The organism is Photobacterium sp. GB-1 (genome assembly GCF_003026165.1).
Lineage (GTDB): Bacteria > Pseudomonadota > Gammaproteobacteria > Enterobacterales > Vibrionaceae > Photobacterium.
Map to the genome: position 1 here is coordinate 99,622 of NZ_PYOB01000012.1, position 19,129 is coordinate 118,750.

13 protein-coding genes are annotated in these 19,129 nt (G+C 35.2%); all 13 read left to right on the plus strand.

Features of this window, described 5'->3' with window-relative positions; translation table 11 throughout:
- Position 1 precedes the first annotated feature (1 nt).
- The 13 genes from C9J45_RS13160 to C9J45_RS21550 all read left to right on the plus strand — a co-directional run bounded on the left by C9J45_RS13160 (position 2) and on the right by C9J45_RS21550 (position 18,789).
- Positions 2–2,197 (plus strand): glycosyl transferase family protein, encoded by a 2,196-nt coding sequence (locus C9J45_RS13160; RefSeq protein WP_107207124.1) that lies wholly within the window; start codon positions 2–4, stop codon positions 2,195–2,197.
- Positions 2,197–5,217 carry a hypothetical protein gene (locus C9J45_RS13165; protein WP_107292636.1) on the plus strand — a complete coding sequence of 1,007 codons (3,021 nt, stop codon included), beginning with the start codon at positions 2,197–2,199 and terminating at the stop codon, positions 5,215–5,217. The genes C9J45_RS13160 and C9J45_RS13165 overlap by 1 nt, the downstream gene beginning before the upstream one ends.
- Positions 5,139–6,062, plus strand: a complete 924-nt coding sequence (locus tag C9J45_RS13170; RefSeq protein ID WP_107207126.1) for a DUF4434 domain-containing protein — start codon at positions 5,139–5,141, stop codon at positions 6,060–6,062. The genes C9J45_RS13165 and C9J45_RS13170 overlap by 79 nt, the downstream gene beginning before the upstream one ends.
- Before the next feature lie 416 nt (positions 6,063–6,478).
- Positions 6,479–7,540, plus strand: a complete 1,062-nt coding sequence (gene wecB / locus C9J45_RS13175) for a non-hydrolyzing UDP-N-acetylglucosamine 2-epimerase (protein ID WP_107292637.1) — start codon at positions 6,479–6,481, stop codon at positions 7,538–7,540.
- A gap of 2 nt (positions 7,541–7,542) precedes the next feature.
- Positions 7,543–9,741 (plus strand): glycosyl transferase family protein, encoded by a 2,199-nt coding sequence (locus tag C9J45_RS13180; protein WP_107292638.1) that lies wholly within the window; start codon positions 7,543–7,545, stop codon positions 9,739–9,741.
- 26 nt (positions 9,742–9,767) lie between these two features.
- Complete coding sequence (locus C9J45_RS13185) at positions 9,768–12,755, plus strand: hypothetical protein (RefSeq protein ID WP_158260177.1); 2,988 nt, start codon at positions 9,768–9,770, stop codon at positions 12,753–12,755.
- Positions 12,677–13,600, plus strand: coding sequence for a DUF4434 domain-containing protein (locus C9J45_RS13190; RefSeq protein ID WP_107292639.1), 924 nt, complete (start codon positions 12,677–12,679; stop codon positions 13,598–13,600). The genes C9J45_RS13185 and C9J45_RS13190 overlap by 79 nt, the downstream gene beginning before the upstream one ends.
- 472 nt (positions 13,601–14,072) lie before the next feature.
- Positions 14,073–14,810, plus strand: coding sequence for a hypothetical protein (locus C9J45_RS13195; protein ID WP_107292640.1), 738 nt, complete (start codon positions 14,073–14,075; stop codon positions 14,808–14,810).
- Between the two features lie 50 nt (positions 14,811–14,860).
- Positions 14,861–15,508 (plus strand): nuclease-related domain-containing protein, encoded by a 648-nt coding sequence (locus tag C9J45_RS13200; RefSeq protein WP_105062208.1) that lies wholly within the window; start codon positions 14,861–14,863, stop codon positions 15,506–15,508.
- Positions 15,509–15,763: 255 nt separating this feature from the next.
- Complete coding sequence (locus tag C9J45_RS21665; RefSeq protein WP_199190689.1) at positions 15,764–15,904, plus strand: hypothetical protein; 141 nt, start codon at positions 15,764–15,766, stop codon at positions 15,902–15,904.
- Positions 15,905–16,388: 484 nt separating this feature from the next.
- Positions 16,389–17,972 carry a hypothetical protein gene (locus C9J45_RS13205; RefSeq protein ID WP_107292641.1) on the plus strand — a complete coding sequence of 528 codons (1,584 nt, stop codon included), beginning with the start codon at positions 16,389–16,391 and terminating at the stop codon, positions 17,970–17,972.
- Positions 17,973–18,209: 237 nt separating this feature from the next.
- A complete protein-coding gene (locus C9J45_RS21670) occupies positions 18,210–18,350 on the plus strand; it encodes a hypothetical protein (protein WP_199190690.1) in 141 nt (46 codons plus the stop codon).
- Positions 18,351–18,624: 274 nt separating this feature from the next.
- Positions 18,625–18,789 carry a hypothetical protein gene (locus C9J45_RS21550; RefSeq protein WP_158260226.1) on the plus strand — a complete coding sequence of 55 codons (165 nt, stop codon included), beginning with the start codon at positions 18,625–18,627 and terminating at the stop codon, positions 18,787–18,789.
- The last annotated feature ends 340 nt before the right edge of the window (positions 18,790–19,129 follow it).

Consider the following 19,129-nt stretch of genomic DNA (forward strand, 5'->3'; position numbering starts at 1 on the left):
TATGGATATGTTCGATATTTTCATTTATTACCTATATGGATTACGTCTCGTTTTATTTGTGACTATGGTGATCTTATGTATTTGCGGTATCGATGATCTATTTGTTGATATTTATTACTGGGTGCGTCACTTATGGCGTAAAGGAACCGTTTATAAAAAATACACACGCAAAAACGTGGATGATCTTTATCAAAAAGACGAACAACCACTGGCTATCATGGTACCAGCCTGGCAGGAATTTGGTGTTATTGACAAAATGGCTGAGCTTACCGCGTCAAGTTTGGATTATGAAAATTACCAAATATTTGTAGGCACTTATCCGAACGATCCTGAAACCCAAGCTGATGTTGATCGAGTTTGCATGCGTTTTCCTAACGTGCATAAAGTTGTGTGTGCAAGGCCAGGACCGACTAGCAAGGCTGATTGCTTAAATAATATTATCTCATCAATTATTGAATTTGAGAAAAAGGCAAAGATTAAATTTTCGGGGTTTATTTTGCATGACGCTGAAGACATTGTATCGCCAATGGAATTACGTCTTTACAACTACTTATTGCCTGAAAAAGACCTCATTCAGTTACCTGTATATCCGTATACCCGCAAATGGTATCAAATGACGCCAGGGCATTATGCGGACGAATTTGCAGAATTACATGGCAAAGATGTTGTTGTCCGTGAATCTATTGCAGGGCAAGTACCTAGTGCTGGTGTGGGTACCTGTTTTAGTCGCAGAGCAATTTTAAAACTATTGGTTACCGGTGATGGTTTAGCGTTCGATGTTCAATCATTAACTGAGGATTATGAGATAGGCTTACGCTTAAAACAGTGGGGCATGAGCGAGATATTTGTACGTTTTCCTATTATTGATAAAGAACAACCAACACTAAAAGAATCGTCATTAGGCGTATCCCTGCACGATGGTAGTGTGGTTTGTGTGCGTGAACATTTTCCGACAACCTTTAGCGCTGCAGTACGTCAAAAAAGCCGTTGGATAGTGGGTATCGTGTTTCAGGGCTTTAATAAACAAAAATGGACCAATGACTGGAAGTTAAATTATTTTTTGTGGCGCGATAGAAGAGGCTTTATTAATAATACGATAGGCTTTTTGTCTATGGTTATTTTCCTTCAATTAGTGGCGCTCAGTATTTATTCTTACTTTGTGAAAGATGGTTATCATTTTTTGTCAATTATTGCTGATAATAAAGTGACTCAAGTACTATTAGTGATTAACACTTTCCTACTAATCAACCGCTTATTACAACGATTTTATTTTGTTAGCCGATATTATGGTTACTTTGAAGGTTTCCTATCATTGCTACGTTTATGTTGGGGAACGGTGATTAACTTTGCAGCTAATGTACGTGCGATTCGTCAAGTAATTCAACAAGGTGATGTTCATCGTGTTGCTTGGGATAAAACGACCCATGATTTTCCAACTCTTGCTAATGATTCACGAAAGCAACCACTTGGTGAGATATTAAAACGTAACATGAAAATTTCAGAAGAGATGCTAACAAGTGTCCTTCTTGATATGCCTAAAAATCGCTTGATAGGCTCGTATTTAGTTGAGCAAGGGATAGTCAGCAATGATGATTTAAGTCAGGCGATTGCAGAACAATTTGAAGAAGAATTTGAACACTGTGATCCCTTTGAATTAGATCCTTCACTCATACATCTATTACCTAAAAAACTGGCCTTAAAATACTCAGTACTACCTTTGCGGAAAGATGGTAATACTTTGATTTTAGGAAAAGAAATGCCATTAAGCCCTGTCGCAAAAGCAACAATTTCGAGACGTTTAAAGTGCCCAGTTAAATCAGTGATCACCACCAATGGTGCAGTGACACTAGGGCTAAGATACTGGTATTTAGAACAAAAAGGGATCAATCCTTATCACATAATTAAGACCATGGTCGGTCACCATAAATACTCAAAAGCCAAATATAAGCCTTTGATTGATAAATACTATGCAACACAAAGTCAGTTGGGGCAGTGTTTGTTAATGAGTAGGGCAATTGAACCTGCTGTATTACATCAAGCAATTCTTGCTTATGAAAACGAGCATGAAAAAAGCTTCGGAAAATTTTTGATTAATCATCGCTATGTCACCAAAGAAGTAATTGATAAAGCACTTGAATTACAAGTCGACCAACAAATGAATGTTGATAACCTTATTAATGAGTGTAAACAGTACTAATGAATTATATCGAAAAAGCTTTAATCGCAAGCGTTTGTACATTATTAAGTATCAGAGTTGATGCGGATGACAATATTTACACTAATTTGTCCGATCTTGAACATTTTCGTACATACCCGTATGTTGATAAAGCGTTTAAAATGCAAAATAATCAACAATACAATGCGGCATTAGAAGAGCTAAATAATGCATTAGCAATTGTTCCAGCCCATATTCCTTTTTTAAAATTTGGTTATCAGCTAGCAGTCAAAGCCGATCAACCTATCAACATTAAACTCAAGTATCTAACTAAAATTCCGCAGGGTAAAAGGGGGGATGACATTCTTAATGTTTGGCTTGACGATGCCAACAACGGCAAGATCTATACGGATACCCAATTACAACGTATTGCTAGTACATTAACATCTAAACAGATGAAAAAGTTCTTTATATACAATGTTTATAAACTGTTAAAAAAATATAATGCAGAAACTGCAGTCGAATGGTCGTATAGTAAGCCTAATAAATATAAATCATTAGCGACTTTGCATTTTGAAGCGTATAACCTTTTTGCAATAAAAAAACATGAAAAAGCCCAGCCGTTGCTAGAAAAACTTTATGAGTCATCACATAGCAACCAAACATATTTAAAGTATTTAGCCTTGAATACACTCGCAAATGGCAATGAAACTCAAGCATTAAAATATGCGGAAAAGATAATATTAGACAGTAGTTATAAAGACTTTTACAACCAGTATATAGAGTACCTATTATCAACTTATCAATACCGTAAAGCCAAAATTGAGCTCAATAAATTACACGATAATAATGCGCTACCAGAATCTTTTGCCAAACAGCATGATTATCTTAATTTATTAAATCAACAAACACTTAAAGAATTTTCGGTAATGTCTGATTGTCTAAAAAAGACAGTTACCAAGATCAGTACAAATAAAGCAGAACTAGCGCGATTTCAGTTTAAACACTGTAAGCCAGAAACTGACTCAGTAATGTGGATTAAACTGGCAAGTGAATTGAATTTATATACACAAATTGAAAACACCCAATTTAATACAGCAAGTGCTAAAAAGTTGAAAAAAGAGGTGTTACTAACACATTATAAACAACAAGAAAAATGGTTGAAAATCATAAACGAATTAAAAGATGATGGCTATAAATCACCATCATTATCACGTGATTTGGCTTATGCCTATTCACAAGTAAATCAATATAATAAATCTGCTCAGATCTTTTTTATCAACTATAAAAACAACCATCAGAATAGCGATTTAAGCCATGCTATTTTTAATGCGTTACAGTCGCCAAATGGGGATGAAATTGCAGCTTCGATGGTTAACTATGGATTTAAAATACAGAAAAGAAAATTACTAGCTGACCCAAAGTTTGTTAATAACATTCTAAATATGATGCAACGTAACGTAAGATTATTTTCACCACAGAGTATTGCAGCCGCCAACCGAAAAATAGTGACATTGTCACCTAAAGTTTGGGGAATGCAGCATCAATGTCATTTGATTGAAGGCTTATCTACAAATGATGACTTTTTAAAACAAGCAATCGCATATTGTGTTGCTGATAAGGATCCGCTAAAAGCAGCTAAACATTACCAATCTTCGCTTCAGCAACAACCAACCCAAGAACAAGCATTACTCTTAGCAGAATGGTTTGCAAAAGCAAACGACTATAAAGCCAGTTCGACATATTGGCTTAAAGCTGTGCGTAACAGTACCGACCTAAAAGGGCTTACGCCATATTCACGTTATCTCTTTATTCATACACTTAATAAGGTAGGACAACCAACACTGGCTAATCAGTCTTGGGTAGAATCGGACTTTGATAAAAAAAATGTACAATGGTGGGAGTTAGGCATTGATATTGCTAAAAAGTTAGAAGACCAAGAAATATTGATTGCACGTATAGAGCAGGGAGTTGATCACACACAATCAGCAGTATTAACACAGTATCTAGCCGAACACATAGTGACAACTAGCGATAGTAGATTAGTTAACAAACTATTTGAAAATGATAAAACGGGCAATGCGAGTGCATTACTGGGCTATCAAACCTATAAAAAAGATCCACAGTTAGCACTACGTGCATTTGAAAGTGCATATCGTTATCCGAAGCACAAAAAAAATGTAGATATGATCTCTCAATATGCTGATCTCGAATATAAAAATGGCAATCTTAGCAATGCACAACAGCTTTATAAGTCTGCGATTGATCAAGTACTTGAACAAAAAGAAGCTAATCCGAAATTATTAGCGTACTTACAAAGCTCACATAAGAATATTGATCTAGGCTGGAAATACAATGTTTCTGGTTGGGTAGGAACAGATCAACAAAATGCGATACCTGGACTAACTAACAGCACAGGCAATTACTTTTTATACGAAGAAGCCAAATACTATTTTGAAAAACCTTGGTTACCACGTTCTGCATTTTCTATTGCGGCGTTAAGTAATGGGGGATTTGAAGATAAGTTATCGGACAATATCACCGATATAGACTTATCATATCAAATTCAGCCCTTTGCTAAACATAACAGCTACTTAAAAGCAGGCATACGTCAGCGAGTTATTGGAAAAGATCGTAAAACACGACCTTACCTTCGTATTAGTTCCAACGTATTATCAAATGATAAATGGTCAAAAGATTGGAAGCCAGAGTCTGACCAGTGGCTATATCAAAGTCTTTATGCTGATGGTCTAATTTACGTTGATAATTTACATGATTATATTTTGTTTGCTCGCTACGAAATAGGTAACACATTTAAAATTAAAGAGAAATACCAGCAAAGGCTTACTCCATATACATTTGTACAATGGGCCGACGACAGTGAAGACATATCGACTGTTGTTGGCTTGGGAGTAAGTTGGAACTTTAAATTGTTTAACACAAAATACAATGGCTTGAACCTAGATTCAGAAGTAGGTCTTGAATGGCAACATACAGTAGAAAGTTCACAACGCAACAAATCAGACGATGCTGCATTAGTACGGTATTCCTTTTCCTTTTAATCGGTTGCCAGAACACAGCCCAGAAAAACGATCTCAGCATCTTTTACCAACCACTCAATCAAGACTACGATATTTCAATAAAGCAATGGCAGCATTTTGGAACTGAAATAAAAAAGCTAGGCGTGCAAAATGTTGTTATCCAATGGACGCAATATGGCAATGAAACTTTTGGTGAATCACATGGTTGGCTTGCTAAGCGGATGGAAGTACTTCAAGACAACAATATAAAGCTATGGGTTGGCTTATATTCAGATCCCAATTATTTTCGACAAATACATACAGATCAAACCGCACAAAAAGTATATTTAAAGCAATATTTCGATAAGTTACATGAATCCTATTTACAATGGCGAGTATGGTTAAAGGTATATGCTAATAAAGTCCAAGGGTTATATTTACCATTGGAATTAAGCGATTATGACTTCAAAACACCAGCTCAAAGAGAACAGTTGGCAGAGATCTTAGCGCAACAAGTGAAGTTATATGACCAGCCATTAATGATAAGCCTTTATCTATCGGGTGAATTACCTCAAAAACAGATAAAGCTATGGACAGAGCAACTTACGAACTTGGGTTTAATTGTCTACGTACAAAATGGTGCGGGAACTCAAGCATTATCGGCAGATGAACGGCATGCATACTTAAATGATTTAGACTGTAATGTCGGCATTATCCGCGAAATCTTCGTGCAAGACAAAGCATATAAAAGTTTCAAAGCTGATCGTATAAGTAAAGGAAAACTCGACGGCATTTTGAACGAAAAAACCTGCCATCCAGACGCTATGTTTTCTTTACGTTACTTACCCATCAATTCCAATCCATTGAAATTGGTTGGCGAAAAGTAATTTCATTGTGGGTATATTTTTTATATTTAAAATTGAAATATAAATTTGCAGTAAATTATATTTCAATTAAATAAGAGAGCGCTATGTCGCTCTTTTTTAGTTTTAAGTATATGTAATTCCTGATGTTGGAGAGAATATAAGTACCTTTTCCTTACAATCATTTTAAACGGTGTATTATTTTTTTCTTTTTATAATTGAATATATTGTTTTATTATCGTAAATTCAGTCCGAATTATAGGTTGATTGAAAGTTACGTAAAAGTCATTAATTTTATTTATTTTTACTACATATTCATTAATAAATATTAACAATCATTGGTTAATAGCTTTTTGGATATTATAGGGGAGTTTTATATTAATATTTAATATTAAAATTTCAGATGGGTTTTGAGTTATAAATAGTTTGAGTAAATATCTATGAAAACACTTATTATTACAGGGACTAGACCAGAAATAATAAAAATGGCACCAGTATATGCTGAATTTAAAAAACAAAAAAAGTGGGTTGAATGGTGCCATACAGGGCAACATGACACGCTTGCAGAGCAAACTTTTCGAGTTTTTGAGATCAAACCAGATTATTTCTTTCAACGTCCAGAAGGAAATACATTAACGGAATTAGTCTCTGGTTTAATGGTAAATATTCAATCGGTATTACAAAAGAACGAATACGACTGTGTCCTCGTTCATGGTGATACAAGCTCTACATTAGCCGGTGCTATGGCTGCGTTTTATGCTCAAATACCCTGCATTGGCCATGTTGAAGCTGGTTTGCGTTCAGGTAACTTGCAACATCCTTTTCCAGAAGAATCGAATCGAACCTTAGTCGCTCGTATTGCAAATTTGCATTTTTCTCCAACAGAAATGGCAAAGGAAGCACTACTTGCAGAAGGTATAAAACCTGAATCTGTGATAGTGACAGGTAATACAGCAATTGATGCGCAAAAATTATTATTAGACAAAGGTATCATTAACCTTGAAGCGACTAATACAGTACTTGTTACTGCTCATCGTCGTGAAAATTGGCTGTCTATTCCTACCATTAGCGAAGCAATTAAGAAACTTATTAACTTAAAGCCTGAGTTGCGCTTTGTTTTGGCGGTGCATCCAAATCCAACAGTTAAGCAAGCTGTGATGGATAATTTAAATGGGGTGGAAAACCTATCAATTGTCGAGCCGCTGGACTATTTGGCCTTGCAGCAGACTCTCGCTTCATCTGTGCTGACTATGACAGACTCTGGTGGTATCCAAGAAGAAGCACCGACTTATGGAACACCAGTTGTAATTTTACGAGAAACGACAGAGCGCCCAGAAGCGCTAAATTTAGGATTATCTATATTAGCGGGAGCCGATGATAGTGATCGTATTGTCGATGCAGCGTTGACACTGTTGCTGCAAGGGAAATCTGAAGATTGTCTAAACCCATACGGTAAAGGCGATGCATCAGCCCTTATTTGTAAGCGAGTGCACGAGTTCTAATCATGGATATGTTCGATTATTTTCTCTACTACTTATATGGCTTACGCGTTGTACTGTTCGTGACCATGGTGATTTTATGTATTTGTGGTATCGATGACTTGTTCATCGATCTCTACTACTGGATACGCCATTTTTGGCGAAAGGGCACCGTTTATAAAAGATTTTCACGTAAAAATGTAAATGATCTTTATCAAAAAGAAGAGCAGCCATTAGCGATCATGGTACCAGCATGGCAAGAGTTTGGCGTAATCGATAAAATGGCTGAGCTGGCAGCATCTCGCTTAGATTATGAAAACTATCAAATTTTTGTTGGTACTTATCCTAACGACCCTGAAACACAAGCTGATGTTGATCGTGTTTGTGCGCGTTTCCCTAACGTACATAAAGTGGTGTGTGCTCGCCCAGGGCCAACCAGTAAAGCAGATTGCTTAAACAATATTATTTCATCAATTATAGAGTTTGAGAAAAAAGCAAAAATAGAATTTTCAGGTTTTATTCTCCATGATTCAGAAGACATTGTTTCACCAATGGAACTGCGCCTTTACAACTACTTATTGCCTGAAAAAGATCTGATTCAGTTGCCTGTTTATCCTTATACCCGTAAATGGTATCAAATGACACCGGGCCACTACGCTGATGAATTTGCAGAATTACATGGTAAAGATGTTGTTGTTCGAGAAGCGATAGCAGGACAAGTACCTAGTGCTGGTGTGGGGACATGTTTTAGCCGTAAAGCGATTTTAAAACTATTAGTGGCAGGTGATGGTTTACCATTTGATGTTCAATCATTAACGGAAGACTACGATATTGGTTTACGGCTGAAGCAATGGGGAATGAACGAAATCTTTGTCCGATTCCCTATTATTGATAAAGACCAATCAACACTCAAAGAAGACTCAATTGGGGTATCCCTACATGACGGTAACGTTGTCTGTGTGCGTGAATATTTCCCTACAACATTTAATACAGCAGTCCGTCAAAAAAGCCGCTGGATTATTGGTATCGTTTTCCAAGGTTTTAAAAATACCAAATGGACGAGCGATTGGAAGTTAAATTACTTTTTATGGCGTGACAGAAGAGGTTTTATTAACAATACGATAGGCTTTCTATCTATGCTTATCTTTTTACAATTAGTGGGACTAACAATCTATTCCTACTTTGTGAAAGATGGCTTCCATTTCCTATCTATAATTGCTAAGGATAAGACCACTCATATTCTTTTAGTGATTAATACCTTATTGTTTATTAACCGCTTATTCCAACGTTTTTTCTTTGTAAGCCAATACTATGGTTATTTAGAAGGCGTGCTATCACTACTACGTTTATGTTGGGGCACTGTTATTAACTTTGCTGCTAACGTTCGTGCTATTACACAAGTTATTCAACAAGGTGATGCAAGGCGTGTTGCTTGGGATAAAACTACCCATGATTTTCCAAGCATTCAAGATGAAATACGGAAAAAGCCAATTGGAGAGATCTTAAAAGAAAACAATAAAATAACGGAAGAAATGCTGAATAGTGTATTAATTAATATGCCGAAAGACCGTTTACTCGGCTCTTACTTAGTTGAGCAAGGTATTGTGAGCAATGACGATTTAAGTAAAGCAATTGCTGAGCAATTTGAATCTGAATTTGAACACTGTGATCCCTTTGATTTAGATCCTGCACTTATTGAATTGTTACCTAAAAAACTGGCATTGAAGTACTCGGTACTGCCACTACGAAAAGATGGTGAAATGCTCGTGCTAGGTAAAGAAATGCCATTAAGCCCTGTAGCGTTAGCAACGATAAAAAGACGATTAAAGTGCCCTGTAAAATCAGTAATTACGACTAATGGTGCTGTGACATTAGGTTTACGCTACTGGTATTTAGAGCAAAAAGAGATTAATCCTCATAAAGTGATTGAAGAAACCGTTGGTAAGAAAAATCTTTCTCAAGAGGCTTACAACACTCTGATTGATCAGTACTTTGCAACACAGAGTCAACTAGGTCAGTGTTTATTAATGAGTAAACAAATAGAGTCAGCGGTGCTGAATCAGGCTATCCTTGCTTATGAAAAAGAATATGAGCAAAGTTTTGGTGCATTTTTAATTCAGCACCATTACGTGACAAAAGAAGCCATAGACAAAGCATTGGAGCTTCAAGCTTCACAGCAAATGAATGTTAATCAACTTATTAATGAATGCAAACAGTACTTATGAATAACTTCAAAAGAACATCAATCGCTATGGCTTGTGCATTTCTGAGTGTTAATGTACATGCGTCAGCTAATATTTATGCGCATCTTACAGATTCAGAGCATTTTCGCACTTATCCGTATATTGATAAGGCGTATCAGGAACAAAAAAACAAACAATACAATGCAGCATTGAAAGAAGTGGATCACGCACTCATTATTGTTCCGAACCATGTTCCTTTTTTAAAATTCGCTTATCAGTTAGCTGTAAGTGCCGGTAAGCCGATTGAAACGCAATTAAAATATTTAACCAAAATACCAAAGAATGAGAGGGGTAATGAGGTTCTCAATGTCTGGTTGAATAACGCAAAAAATGGCAAGTTTTACACGCAGGAACAATTGAAAAAAATTGCTGACACACTAACAGCAACACAAATGCAGAGTTTCTTTGCTAATAATCTGTACAATATAGATAAACAGTATGGCTCAACCAAAGCATTACAATGGTCATATAATAAGCCAGATAAATATAAGTCGTTAATAACGCTTCGCTATGAAGCTTATCATTTATATTCAGACAAGAAGTATATTGAAGCACAACCAATACTTGATTCAATTTATCAATCACACTCGAGTAATCAGACGGATTTAAAATATCTTGCTCTTACTACATTAATGAATGGTAATGAGATAAAGGCGCTGACTTATGCGTCTAAACTTGTTTCACTTCCTGATCAGCAAGAGTTTTACAACCAATATATTGAACATTTATTGGCGACATACCAATATAAAAAAGCACGAAAAGAACTAAATCGCTTATATGACAATAATGCGCTTTCTGATGTGTTTATTAAACAACGAGATTACTTAAATTCATTAGACGAACAAGTCATTAATGAATTTGCCGAAATGACGCCTTGTTTGAAACAAACAATGAATAGTATATCGGAAGATAATATCACACAGGCCAAAATGAAATTGAAGCAATGTGATCCGCAGAAAGACTCAACAATGTGGATCGAACTTGATGATAAATTAGGGTTGTATGGCCAACTAGAACAAATTGACTTTAAGCAGAGTAGTGCAAAGAAATTGAAAACAAGCGTGCTATTAACGCACTACAAGAATCAACGCGCATGGTCGAAGATAATCAATTTATTAAAAGATAACGATCATCAGGAGTCATTTGGCAGAGAACTTGCGTATGCCTATTCAAAAGTAAAACAATACGGTAAAGCAGCCAGAGTATCTTTTCAGATTTACAAAAATGATCACCATAACTCCGATTTAGTTCATGCGGTGTTTAATGCGTTACAATCTTCCAATGGGGATAAACTCGCAGCATCAATGATTAAATACGGCTTACAAACACATAAACAAAAGCTATTGGCCGATCGTAAAATTGTTAATAACATCTTAGATATTGCTCAACGTAATATTACATTGTTTACCCCGCAAATCATTGCGGACGCAAACAGAAATAAAGTGACATTGTCACCTCAGGTTTGGCAGTTACAGCAGCAATGTAAGATGGTTGATGGCTTAGTAACAAATAATGACTATTTAAACCAAGCGATCGCATATTGTGTGGTTAATCATGATCCATTGAAAGCAGCAGAGCAGTATCAGGCAACAATAAAAAACGCTCCGACAACTCAACAATCATTAGTGTTAGCGCAATGGTTCGCTAAAGCAAAAGCGTATAAGGTCAGTGAATCATACTGGCATAAAGCTGTGCGTAATACGTCAGATTTTAAAAACCTACCACCATACTCACGTTATTTAGATATAGAAACGATGAATGAAGTAGGGCAAACAAAGCGTGCAAATCAGGACTGGTTGGAATCAAACTTTGATAAACAGAATGAACAGTGGTGGCAGCTAGGCATTGATATTGCTAAAAAAATGGATGATAAAGCCACTGTAATATCACGTATAGAGCAAGGGATTGATCACACCCAGTCATCGGAATTAATCAAAGATCTTGCTAAATACATAGCAGAAAATAACGATACCGAATTAGCAAAAAAATTGTTTGAAAGCGACAAAACCGGTAACGCGAGTGCGCTATTAGGTTACCAAACTTATCAAAAAGACCCTGAGTTAGCGCAGCAGGCGTTTGCTAATGCATATCAACATCTGAAGTATAAAAAAGATGTCAATATGACTGCAGAATATGCTGATATCGCAAATAAAAACGGTGATACAGCACTTTCATCACAGCTATATAAAGCCGCTATTGATCAGGAGCTAACTAGCCCAGCACCAAACAAGAAACTGATTAATTACTTACAAAGCTCACATAAAAACATCAATTTAGGCTGGAAATATAATATCGCGGGTTGGATTGGGACTGATCAACAACAAGCAATGCCAGGGGTATCTAGTCGAGCAGGAAACTATTTCTTATACAGTGATGCTAAATACTATTTTGAACATCCGTGGCTCCCACGCAGTGCATTTTCTATTGCAGCATTAAGTAATGGGGGATTTGCTAATACATCATCAGACAATACCACTGACTTGGATTTATCGTATCAAGTCCAACCCATAGCAAGCCATGATACTTATTTAAAAGCCGGTGTTCGCCAACAAGTAATAGGCGATGACCATAAATTACGACCTTATGTACGTGTTAGTTCCAACGTACTTTCAAACGATAAATGGTCAAAAGCATGGAAGCCTGATCTCAATCATTGGTTATATCAGAGCGTTTATGCTGACGGACTATTATATCTAGATAATACAAATGACTATATTTTGTTTGGTCGTTACGAAATTGGTCAAACATTCAAGATGAAAAATGATTACCAACAAAGACTTACGCCATACACATTTATACAATGGGCCGACGACAGTGACAACACATCTACTGTGGCAGGTTTAGGAGCAAGTTGGAACTGGAATTCACATTACACCAAATACAATGGCTTAGACGTAGATTCAGAAGTAGGTCTTGAATGGCAACATACACTACAAAGTTCACAGGGAAACAAATCAGACGATGCTGTCTTACTGCGTTTTTCATTATCTTTTTAACTAGCTGTCAGCAAAAGGCAGATAGTCAAAATCTTAGTATTTTCTATCAACCGCTTAATCAAGATCGTGATATCTCACAACAGCAATGGAAAGAGTTTGGTAGAGAAATCAGGGGTATAGGTATAAAAAACATCGTCATTCAATGGACACAATACGGCAATCAAACCTTTGGAGAGTCTCACAGCTGGTTAGCGCAGCGTATGGAAGCATTGCAAGATGATAATATAAAATTATGGGTCGGATTATATTCCGATCCTAATTATTTCCGTGAGATACATACCAATGCTACTGAGCAAAAAGTGTATTTAACAGAGTACTTTAACAAGCTGCATAAATCATACATGCAGTGGAAAACTTGGTTAAGAATACACTCAAACAAAGTACAAGGTTTATATTTACCGTTAGAGTTATCAGATTACGATTTCAAAACACCGGCACAAAGAGAGCAACTGGCACAAATCCTAAAGCAGCAAGTAAAACGGTATGATGAGCCATTAATGATCAGTCTTTACTTATCAGGCCAATTAACTCAAAGCCAGATAAAACAATGGACAGATCAACTTACCAACTTAGGTTTAATTGTTTATGTACAAGATGGTGCGGGAACACAAGCATTATCGACAGATGAACGCCATGCTTACTTAGATGACTTAGGCTGTAATGTCGGCATTATCCGCGAAATCTTCGTGCAAGATAAAGCGGCTAAAAGTTTCAATGCCGATCGTGTGAGTAAAGAAAAATTCGACAGCATTTTGAACGAAAAAACATGCCATCCAGACGCTATGTTTTCGTTACGTTACTTACCGAGCAACTCCAATCCATTGAAATTGGTTGGCGAAAAGTAAGTTAAGTATTAAGTAACATTAAAGCAGCCTCAAACTCTAATAGCGTTTGAGGCTGTTCTTTTTTGGTAATTCCAAATAATCCTTGTTTAAGAATGCATAGCGTTCGCAGAACAAGAATTATTAATGGTAATTACCTATTTTATGGTAAATACGCAATACTGTTAAATAACCCTGTAACAAACAAAAACTATCAATAAATCAGCAGAGTAGAGCAATACATGTGACACTTTAGCTTGCTGTCTATGACCGATAATAAGCTAGATATCCTATTTAACATAAGGTACATAATGCGCACCGAAGGTATAGATCCCAAAGTAAAGTGTCATCAACATCAATTTAGGTATAAGTGTTTATTTTATCTCAATTTACGATCATCACTCGCATTTATTAATGATTGAAGTTTATTCGCTTCTGTAGATTATGGTAATTAGTTGTTGATATTTATACGTATTATATTCAATCAAGGAAAGATATGAATAATTACAAACTAGCTTTATCCGTTTTACTTGTCTCACTTAGTTCGGCAACGAGTGCTGCAGAAATATATAAGTGCACTATTGATGATAAAGTTGTATTTCAGGACTTTCCCTGTGCTGAAGATTATGAATATGGACTTACAGCGTTAGATACATTTGATGGTTGGAAGTATGGAATGAATATTCTAGCCTTTAAAAAGCGTTCTAAGTTGAAAAACATCCCGATTAATACTGGTACTTCAATACTTTATAATCAATATAATGAAAAATACCTTAATAAAAAGCCAGATGCTCGAATTTTTAGCTATTCAACTAAAGTCGCTGGTGAATCAGCTAAAGTTTCGCTTTTCTTTACTAAAAAATCTCAATCTTTGTATCGTATCCAAGTTAATATTTTTGTTATATCAATGCCAGCTGAAGAAAAGGAATACTTTTATACCAGCTTAGTTAATCAGCTCACAAAGAAGTACAGTCAATACATAGAAGCTAAAGATTATCCATCTACAGCTAATATCCTTTCAAAATTTATACTTCAAGATACGGTTGGTACAGAGAAAATATGGGGAGCTAACTCTGATAACATAATTTCACTTACTGGAAATACTACGTTAGCTACATCTTACAGACTGAACTATAAATACATCCCTCTTATAAAGAAAAACATAGCGGAAACTACAGATGAAATTCGTTTAAGTACTGACAAAGCTTTTTCAAAAGATTCAATTAAATTGTAGTGAATATAGTTACACAGTGGTAAATTCTCGCTTTTAATTTCGGGTTTCTTATGTTTGATTTCATTTACATTTTTGGATTATTGTTCAGCTTTATTTGCGGCGTTGCTTTTGCCAAAAGAAAAATATTTGATGTTGAGAAGTCTAGACTTAATATTGGTGAACGATTAGTTTCTAAGAGATTGAACGCTTATCTAATGGATGAGCAAATTGCTGGCATTGTTATAAACAATGTGACTTTGCCTATTGATGGCAGCACAACCCAAATTGATCATATCTTAATTTGTACCAGAGGCGTGTTTGTTGTTGAAACTAAGCACTATAGTGGCTGGATATATGGAGATCCGAAACAAAAGAAATGGATGCAAGTGCTATTCAAAAAGCGTTCGTATTTTCAAAACCCTATCCATCAAAATTACAAGCATATTAAAGCAATTCAAGCCCTTTTCGACTTTGTACCAGAAGAACACATTAAGTCATTAGTTGTATTTACGGGTGACGGCGAATTTAAAACACCGTTACCTAAAGATGTTGTTTTATTGGATGGTATTAAAGATTGGATGAATCAACATGAAAATCATATATTTACCTTAAATCGTATCCAATTTTGTTATGGACGTTTAGAGTATTTACGTATGCCAGATAATGATGAAACCGAACAATTACACTTAAAAAACTTATCTAAACAACATTCTGTTTGATTGTTATGCGCCGTATCATTAATTCATTAATCGTTAAGGGCGTATAAATATTACTTAGCTTCTCGTCTTAACCATAACGATCATCACAACTTGTATTGGTATTTGAATCTGTTTCAGTGTTATTCATTTGCTTAATACACAGATTGGCCATTTGATACTGCAATCACAGCGTTATTGTTTTGTATATTATTTTCCTTGGATACACGGCATGGATTGCCGTTGTTGGTTTAACCGTTAACAAAAACAAAGGATTGTATGAAAAAATTAATTGTACTCGTGATCATTGGCTTTGCTGCTTGGTATTACCATGAGCATCACGGTTTTGAGTTTTTAGAAGACTTAGACCTTAATGACTTCAAAATCACTAACAAATATAACAGTGAAAACAAGTTTTAATCGATACATGGCGATTCATCATTATGTGAGATGGTCGCCAGCATTAACCTTGCTTTGTGTAAATGTTTATAAATAGATGAGCTAACTTGGTAAAGTTTAAGCTCGATTACACGATAAACACAACACTTAGGAATACTAATGGCTAAGCATCAATGCCCTAACTGTCACTCTCCTATTTCCCTTAGCTATTTGTTATTTAGTAAATACACAACTCATTTACATAAAAGCAGCATAATGCGCACCATAAAATGATGGTAAGATACTTAGGCTTTAAAGCTATGTATCATGCTTCACTACAAAATTTTCCTTTTATTAATATCTTGTGACTATTTTTCTATACATAAATTACACGTAATGATTTATCTTATCAAAGAAATCAAATAACTAGCCCAATTCCTCTATGGTAATAGGTGTTCTTTTTTAGATAAGGGTTGGGTTTGTTTCTAGTACTTATTAATTTTAAAGTTGGGAACTTTAGTCGACCATGAACAGTTATAATGTAAAAGATCTAGCTGAGTATATAAAACGTGCAAAAGAAAAAGGACAACCCTTTGTACTTTTTACTGGTGCAGGCTGTTCAAAAAGTGCTGGAATGCCGTTGGCATCAGAGTTGGTTGATGAAATTAATCAAAAATATACCTTAGACCTAAAGTCTCTATCAGAAGATGAAAAGCGAGACTACGGCAAATGTATGTCTGCTCTTACAAAAGATGACAGAAGAGATCTATTACAGAGATATATAAAGAACGCTAAAATAAACTGGGCGCATATTGTACAAGCAATATTATTAGAGCAGAATTATATTCAGCGTGTATTTACTTTTAATTTTGATAATATTTTAGCAAGAAGTTGTGGTTTACTTGGTTTATATCCATCAATATATGATTTTACAACTGCAAATTTTGATCTACTCGATCTTATAATTAACCCTGCTATAGTACATTTACATGGGCAAAGTCATGGTTTCACGCAACTTAATACTGATCAGGAAACAAACTTACATGCTGCTCGCTTAAGTCAATTTATTGCGACAACATTAAGTCAATCCCCTAGCTTATTTATAGGATATAGTGGACAGGCCGATGCATTTTTTCCTTTATTAGTGGAAAAGTTTTCTGATCAAAAGAAACTCTTCTGGGTGGGTAGAGATAAAACTGCTCCTAAACATATAACTGATGAATTAATTTCGCCAAATAACGCTGCGCATTATTTGTACTATTCTGATGCAGATCGTTTTTTTATTGAACTCGCACAAGAATTAGAATGTTTTCCTCCACTAGTTTTTAGTGACCCATTTTCATATTTACTAGAGCAGTTTGAATCTATATTAGATTTCCCAACTCAGGAAAATGTAGGAGTAGATATTTTAACTTCTACACGATTAAGCTTAAAAAAAGCATGCGAAGATGATAAAAATGAGGATAGACCTAACTTTGAAAGCCTTTTTATGGAAGGTAAATATGAAGAATGTATTGCTCAATCAACCGGTATTAAATTAAAAGATGAAGAAAAATCATCAGTAATATGGTCACACATATTACTTGGTAATAAAATATCAGATCAAGCAGTAGTAGAAAATAATGAAACTTTATTTTATGAAAGTTTTGAGCATTATGAAAAAGCGTTATCTATTGAAGCTAATACATATGAAGCCTTTAATAGCTGGGGACTTGCTTTGTCTGAGTTGGCGACACTCAAAGATGATATTGATTCTTATAAATTGAGCATAGTGAAATTTGAAAAAGCAGTTGAAATAAATCCTCAATATTCTGATGCAATAAATAATTGGGGGTCGTCTCTTCTAAGAATATATAGCTTAGAAAAAGATAATGATTTGATAGATAAAGCTGAATCTAAATTTATGGATGCAAAATTATTAAATGATAAGCCTAGCTATAATTTAGCTTGTATATATGCTCTTCGACATGATTTTTCTAATTGTAAGAAGGAATTATATAATTGTTTAAATGCTGGAACGTTACCAGAAAAAGGTTTCATTGAAAATGATATAGATTTAGTTTCAATCCGTGAAGAAAATTGGTATAAGGAATTAATGATAAATATTTAAATACTATCTATTTGATGTATCATTTTGACACCCCTTGCATTTGCTACTGATATATCACCGTATTACATCGCTGTTTACGTCTAGGATTCGTCACATTTAGCATATGAGTACTAGTGTGATTACTGTTCTGTGACGTTTTAAAAATGCTCATATTCATTGTTTTGTATATTAAAACGCTTTTGAACAGCAAGGATTGCTGTGTTTGATTTTACTGTTTATAACAAAACAAAGGATTGTATGAAAAAATTAATTGTACTCGCGATCATTGGCTTTGCTGCTTGGTATTACCATGAGCATCACGGTTTTGAGTTCTTAGAAAACTTAGACCTAAATGACTTCAAAATCACTAACAAATACAACAGTGAAAATAAGTTTTAATCGATACATGGCGATTCATCATTATGTGAGATGGTCGCCAGCATTAACCTTGCTTTGTGTAAATGTTTATAAATAGATGAGCTAACTTGGTAAAGTTGACGTTCGATTACATGACACACAACACTTAGGAATCTTTATGGCTAAGCATCAATGCCCTAACTGTCACTCTCCTATTTCCCTTAGTTATATATTATTTAGCAAATGCACAACTCAATATCGCTGTGTGAAATGTTCAGCACTTATAAAATGGAATCGGCGAAGAAAACTATTTGGAATGTTTACGTCAGTTCTTCCAGTCATTTTGATTTTCGCTTTTAATGCATTAATCCCAAATCTAAACCTGTTGCTGTTTGGTTTTATCTCGGTGGTTGTTGCTACATTTATTCTATGGTGGGTACCTAACCAAACTGAATTGGTGGATGAGAATGTAGGTAGTTAGTCTCTATAACCTACCGCACTTCAATACTATAAGTTGTTTTATTCGTTATTGTTTGCTTATGAACTTTCCTACCAAGAAACATCAACACTTATCAATAAACATAGAGTGACACCGTAACAATCCATGATTGGATTCGTTAAAAAGTTATGTGGCTAACATAGTGTCGGATATGTATATCACGGGTTGCTATTAATGCTTGCAGTGTATGTTCAAATACCCTGAAAGATTAGAAGTAACTATCAATAAATAATCTTTGTACGCCTACTAGGATAACTGTAAAAAATGCATGATTATCAGTTCCTTACATTGTAAAATCGGCAATCATTAACCTATATAATAA

What these genes read in the sequence shown, in the direction of transcription:
- C9J45_RS13160 (WP_107207124.1), top strand. Translation starts at nt 2, where the DNA reads ATGGATATGTTCGATATTTTCATTTATTACCTATATGGATTACGTCTC.
- C9J45_RS13165 (WP_107292636.1), top strand. Translation starts at nt 2,197, where the DNA reads ATGAATTATATCGAAAAAGCTTTAATCGCAAGCGTTTGTACATTATTA.
- C9J45_RS13170 (WP_107207126.1), top strand. Translation starts at nt 5,139, where the DNA reads ATGGCAACATACAGTAGAAAGTTCACAACGCAACAAATCAGACGATGC.
- wecB (WP_107292637.1), top strand. Translation starts at nt 6,479, where the DNA reads ATGAAAACACTTATTATTACAGGGACTAGACCAGAAATAATAAAAATG.
- C9J45_RS13180 (WP_107292638.1), top strand. Translation starts at nt 7,543, where the DNA reads ATGGATATGTTCGATTATTTTCTCTACTACTTATATGGCTTACGCGTT.
- C9J45_RS13185 (WP_158260177.1), top strand. Translation starts at nt 9,768, where the DNA reads ATGGCTTGTGCATTTCTGAGTGTTAATGTACATGCGTCAGCTAATATT.
- C9J45_RS13190 (WP_107292639.1), top strand. Translation starts at nt 12,677, where the DNA reads ATGGCAACATACACTACAAAGTTCACAGGGAAACAAATCAGACGATGC.
- C9J45_RS13195 (WP_107292640.1), top strand. Translation starts at nt 14,073, where the DNA reads ATGAATAATTACAAACTAGCTTTATCCGTTTTACTTGTCTCACTTAGT.
- C9J45_RS13200 (WP_105062208.1), top strand. Translation starts at nt 14,861, where the DNA reads ATGTTTGATTTCATTTACATTTTTGGATTATTGTTCAGCTTTATTTGC.
- C9J45_RS21665 (WP_199190689.1), top strand. Translation starts at nt 15,764, where the DNA reads ATGAAAAAATTAATTGTACTCGTGATCATTGGCTTTGCTGCTTGGTAT.
- C9J45_RS13205 (WP_107292641.1), top strand. Translation starts at nt 16,389, where the DNA reads ATGAACAGTTATAATGTAAAAGATCTAGCTGAGTATATAAAACGTGCA.
- C9J45_RS21670 (WP_199190690.1), top strand. Translation starts at nt 18,210, where the DNA reads ATGAAAAAATTAATTGTACTCGCGATCATTGGCTTTGCTGCTTGGTAT.
- C9J45_RS21550 (WP_158260226.1), top strand. Translation starts at nt 18,625, where the DNA reads ATGTTTACGTCAGTTCTTCCAGTCATTTTGATTTTCGCTTTTAATGCA.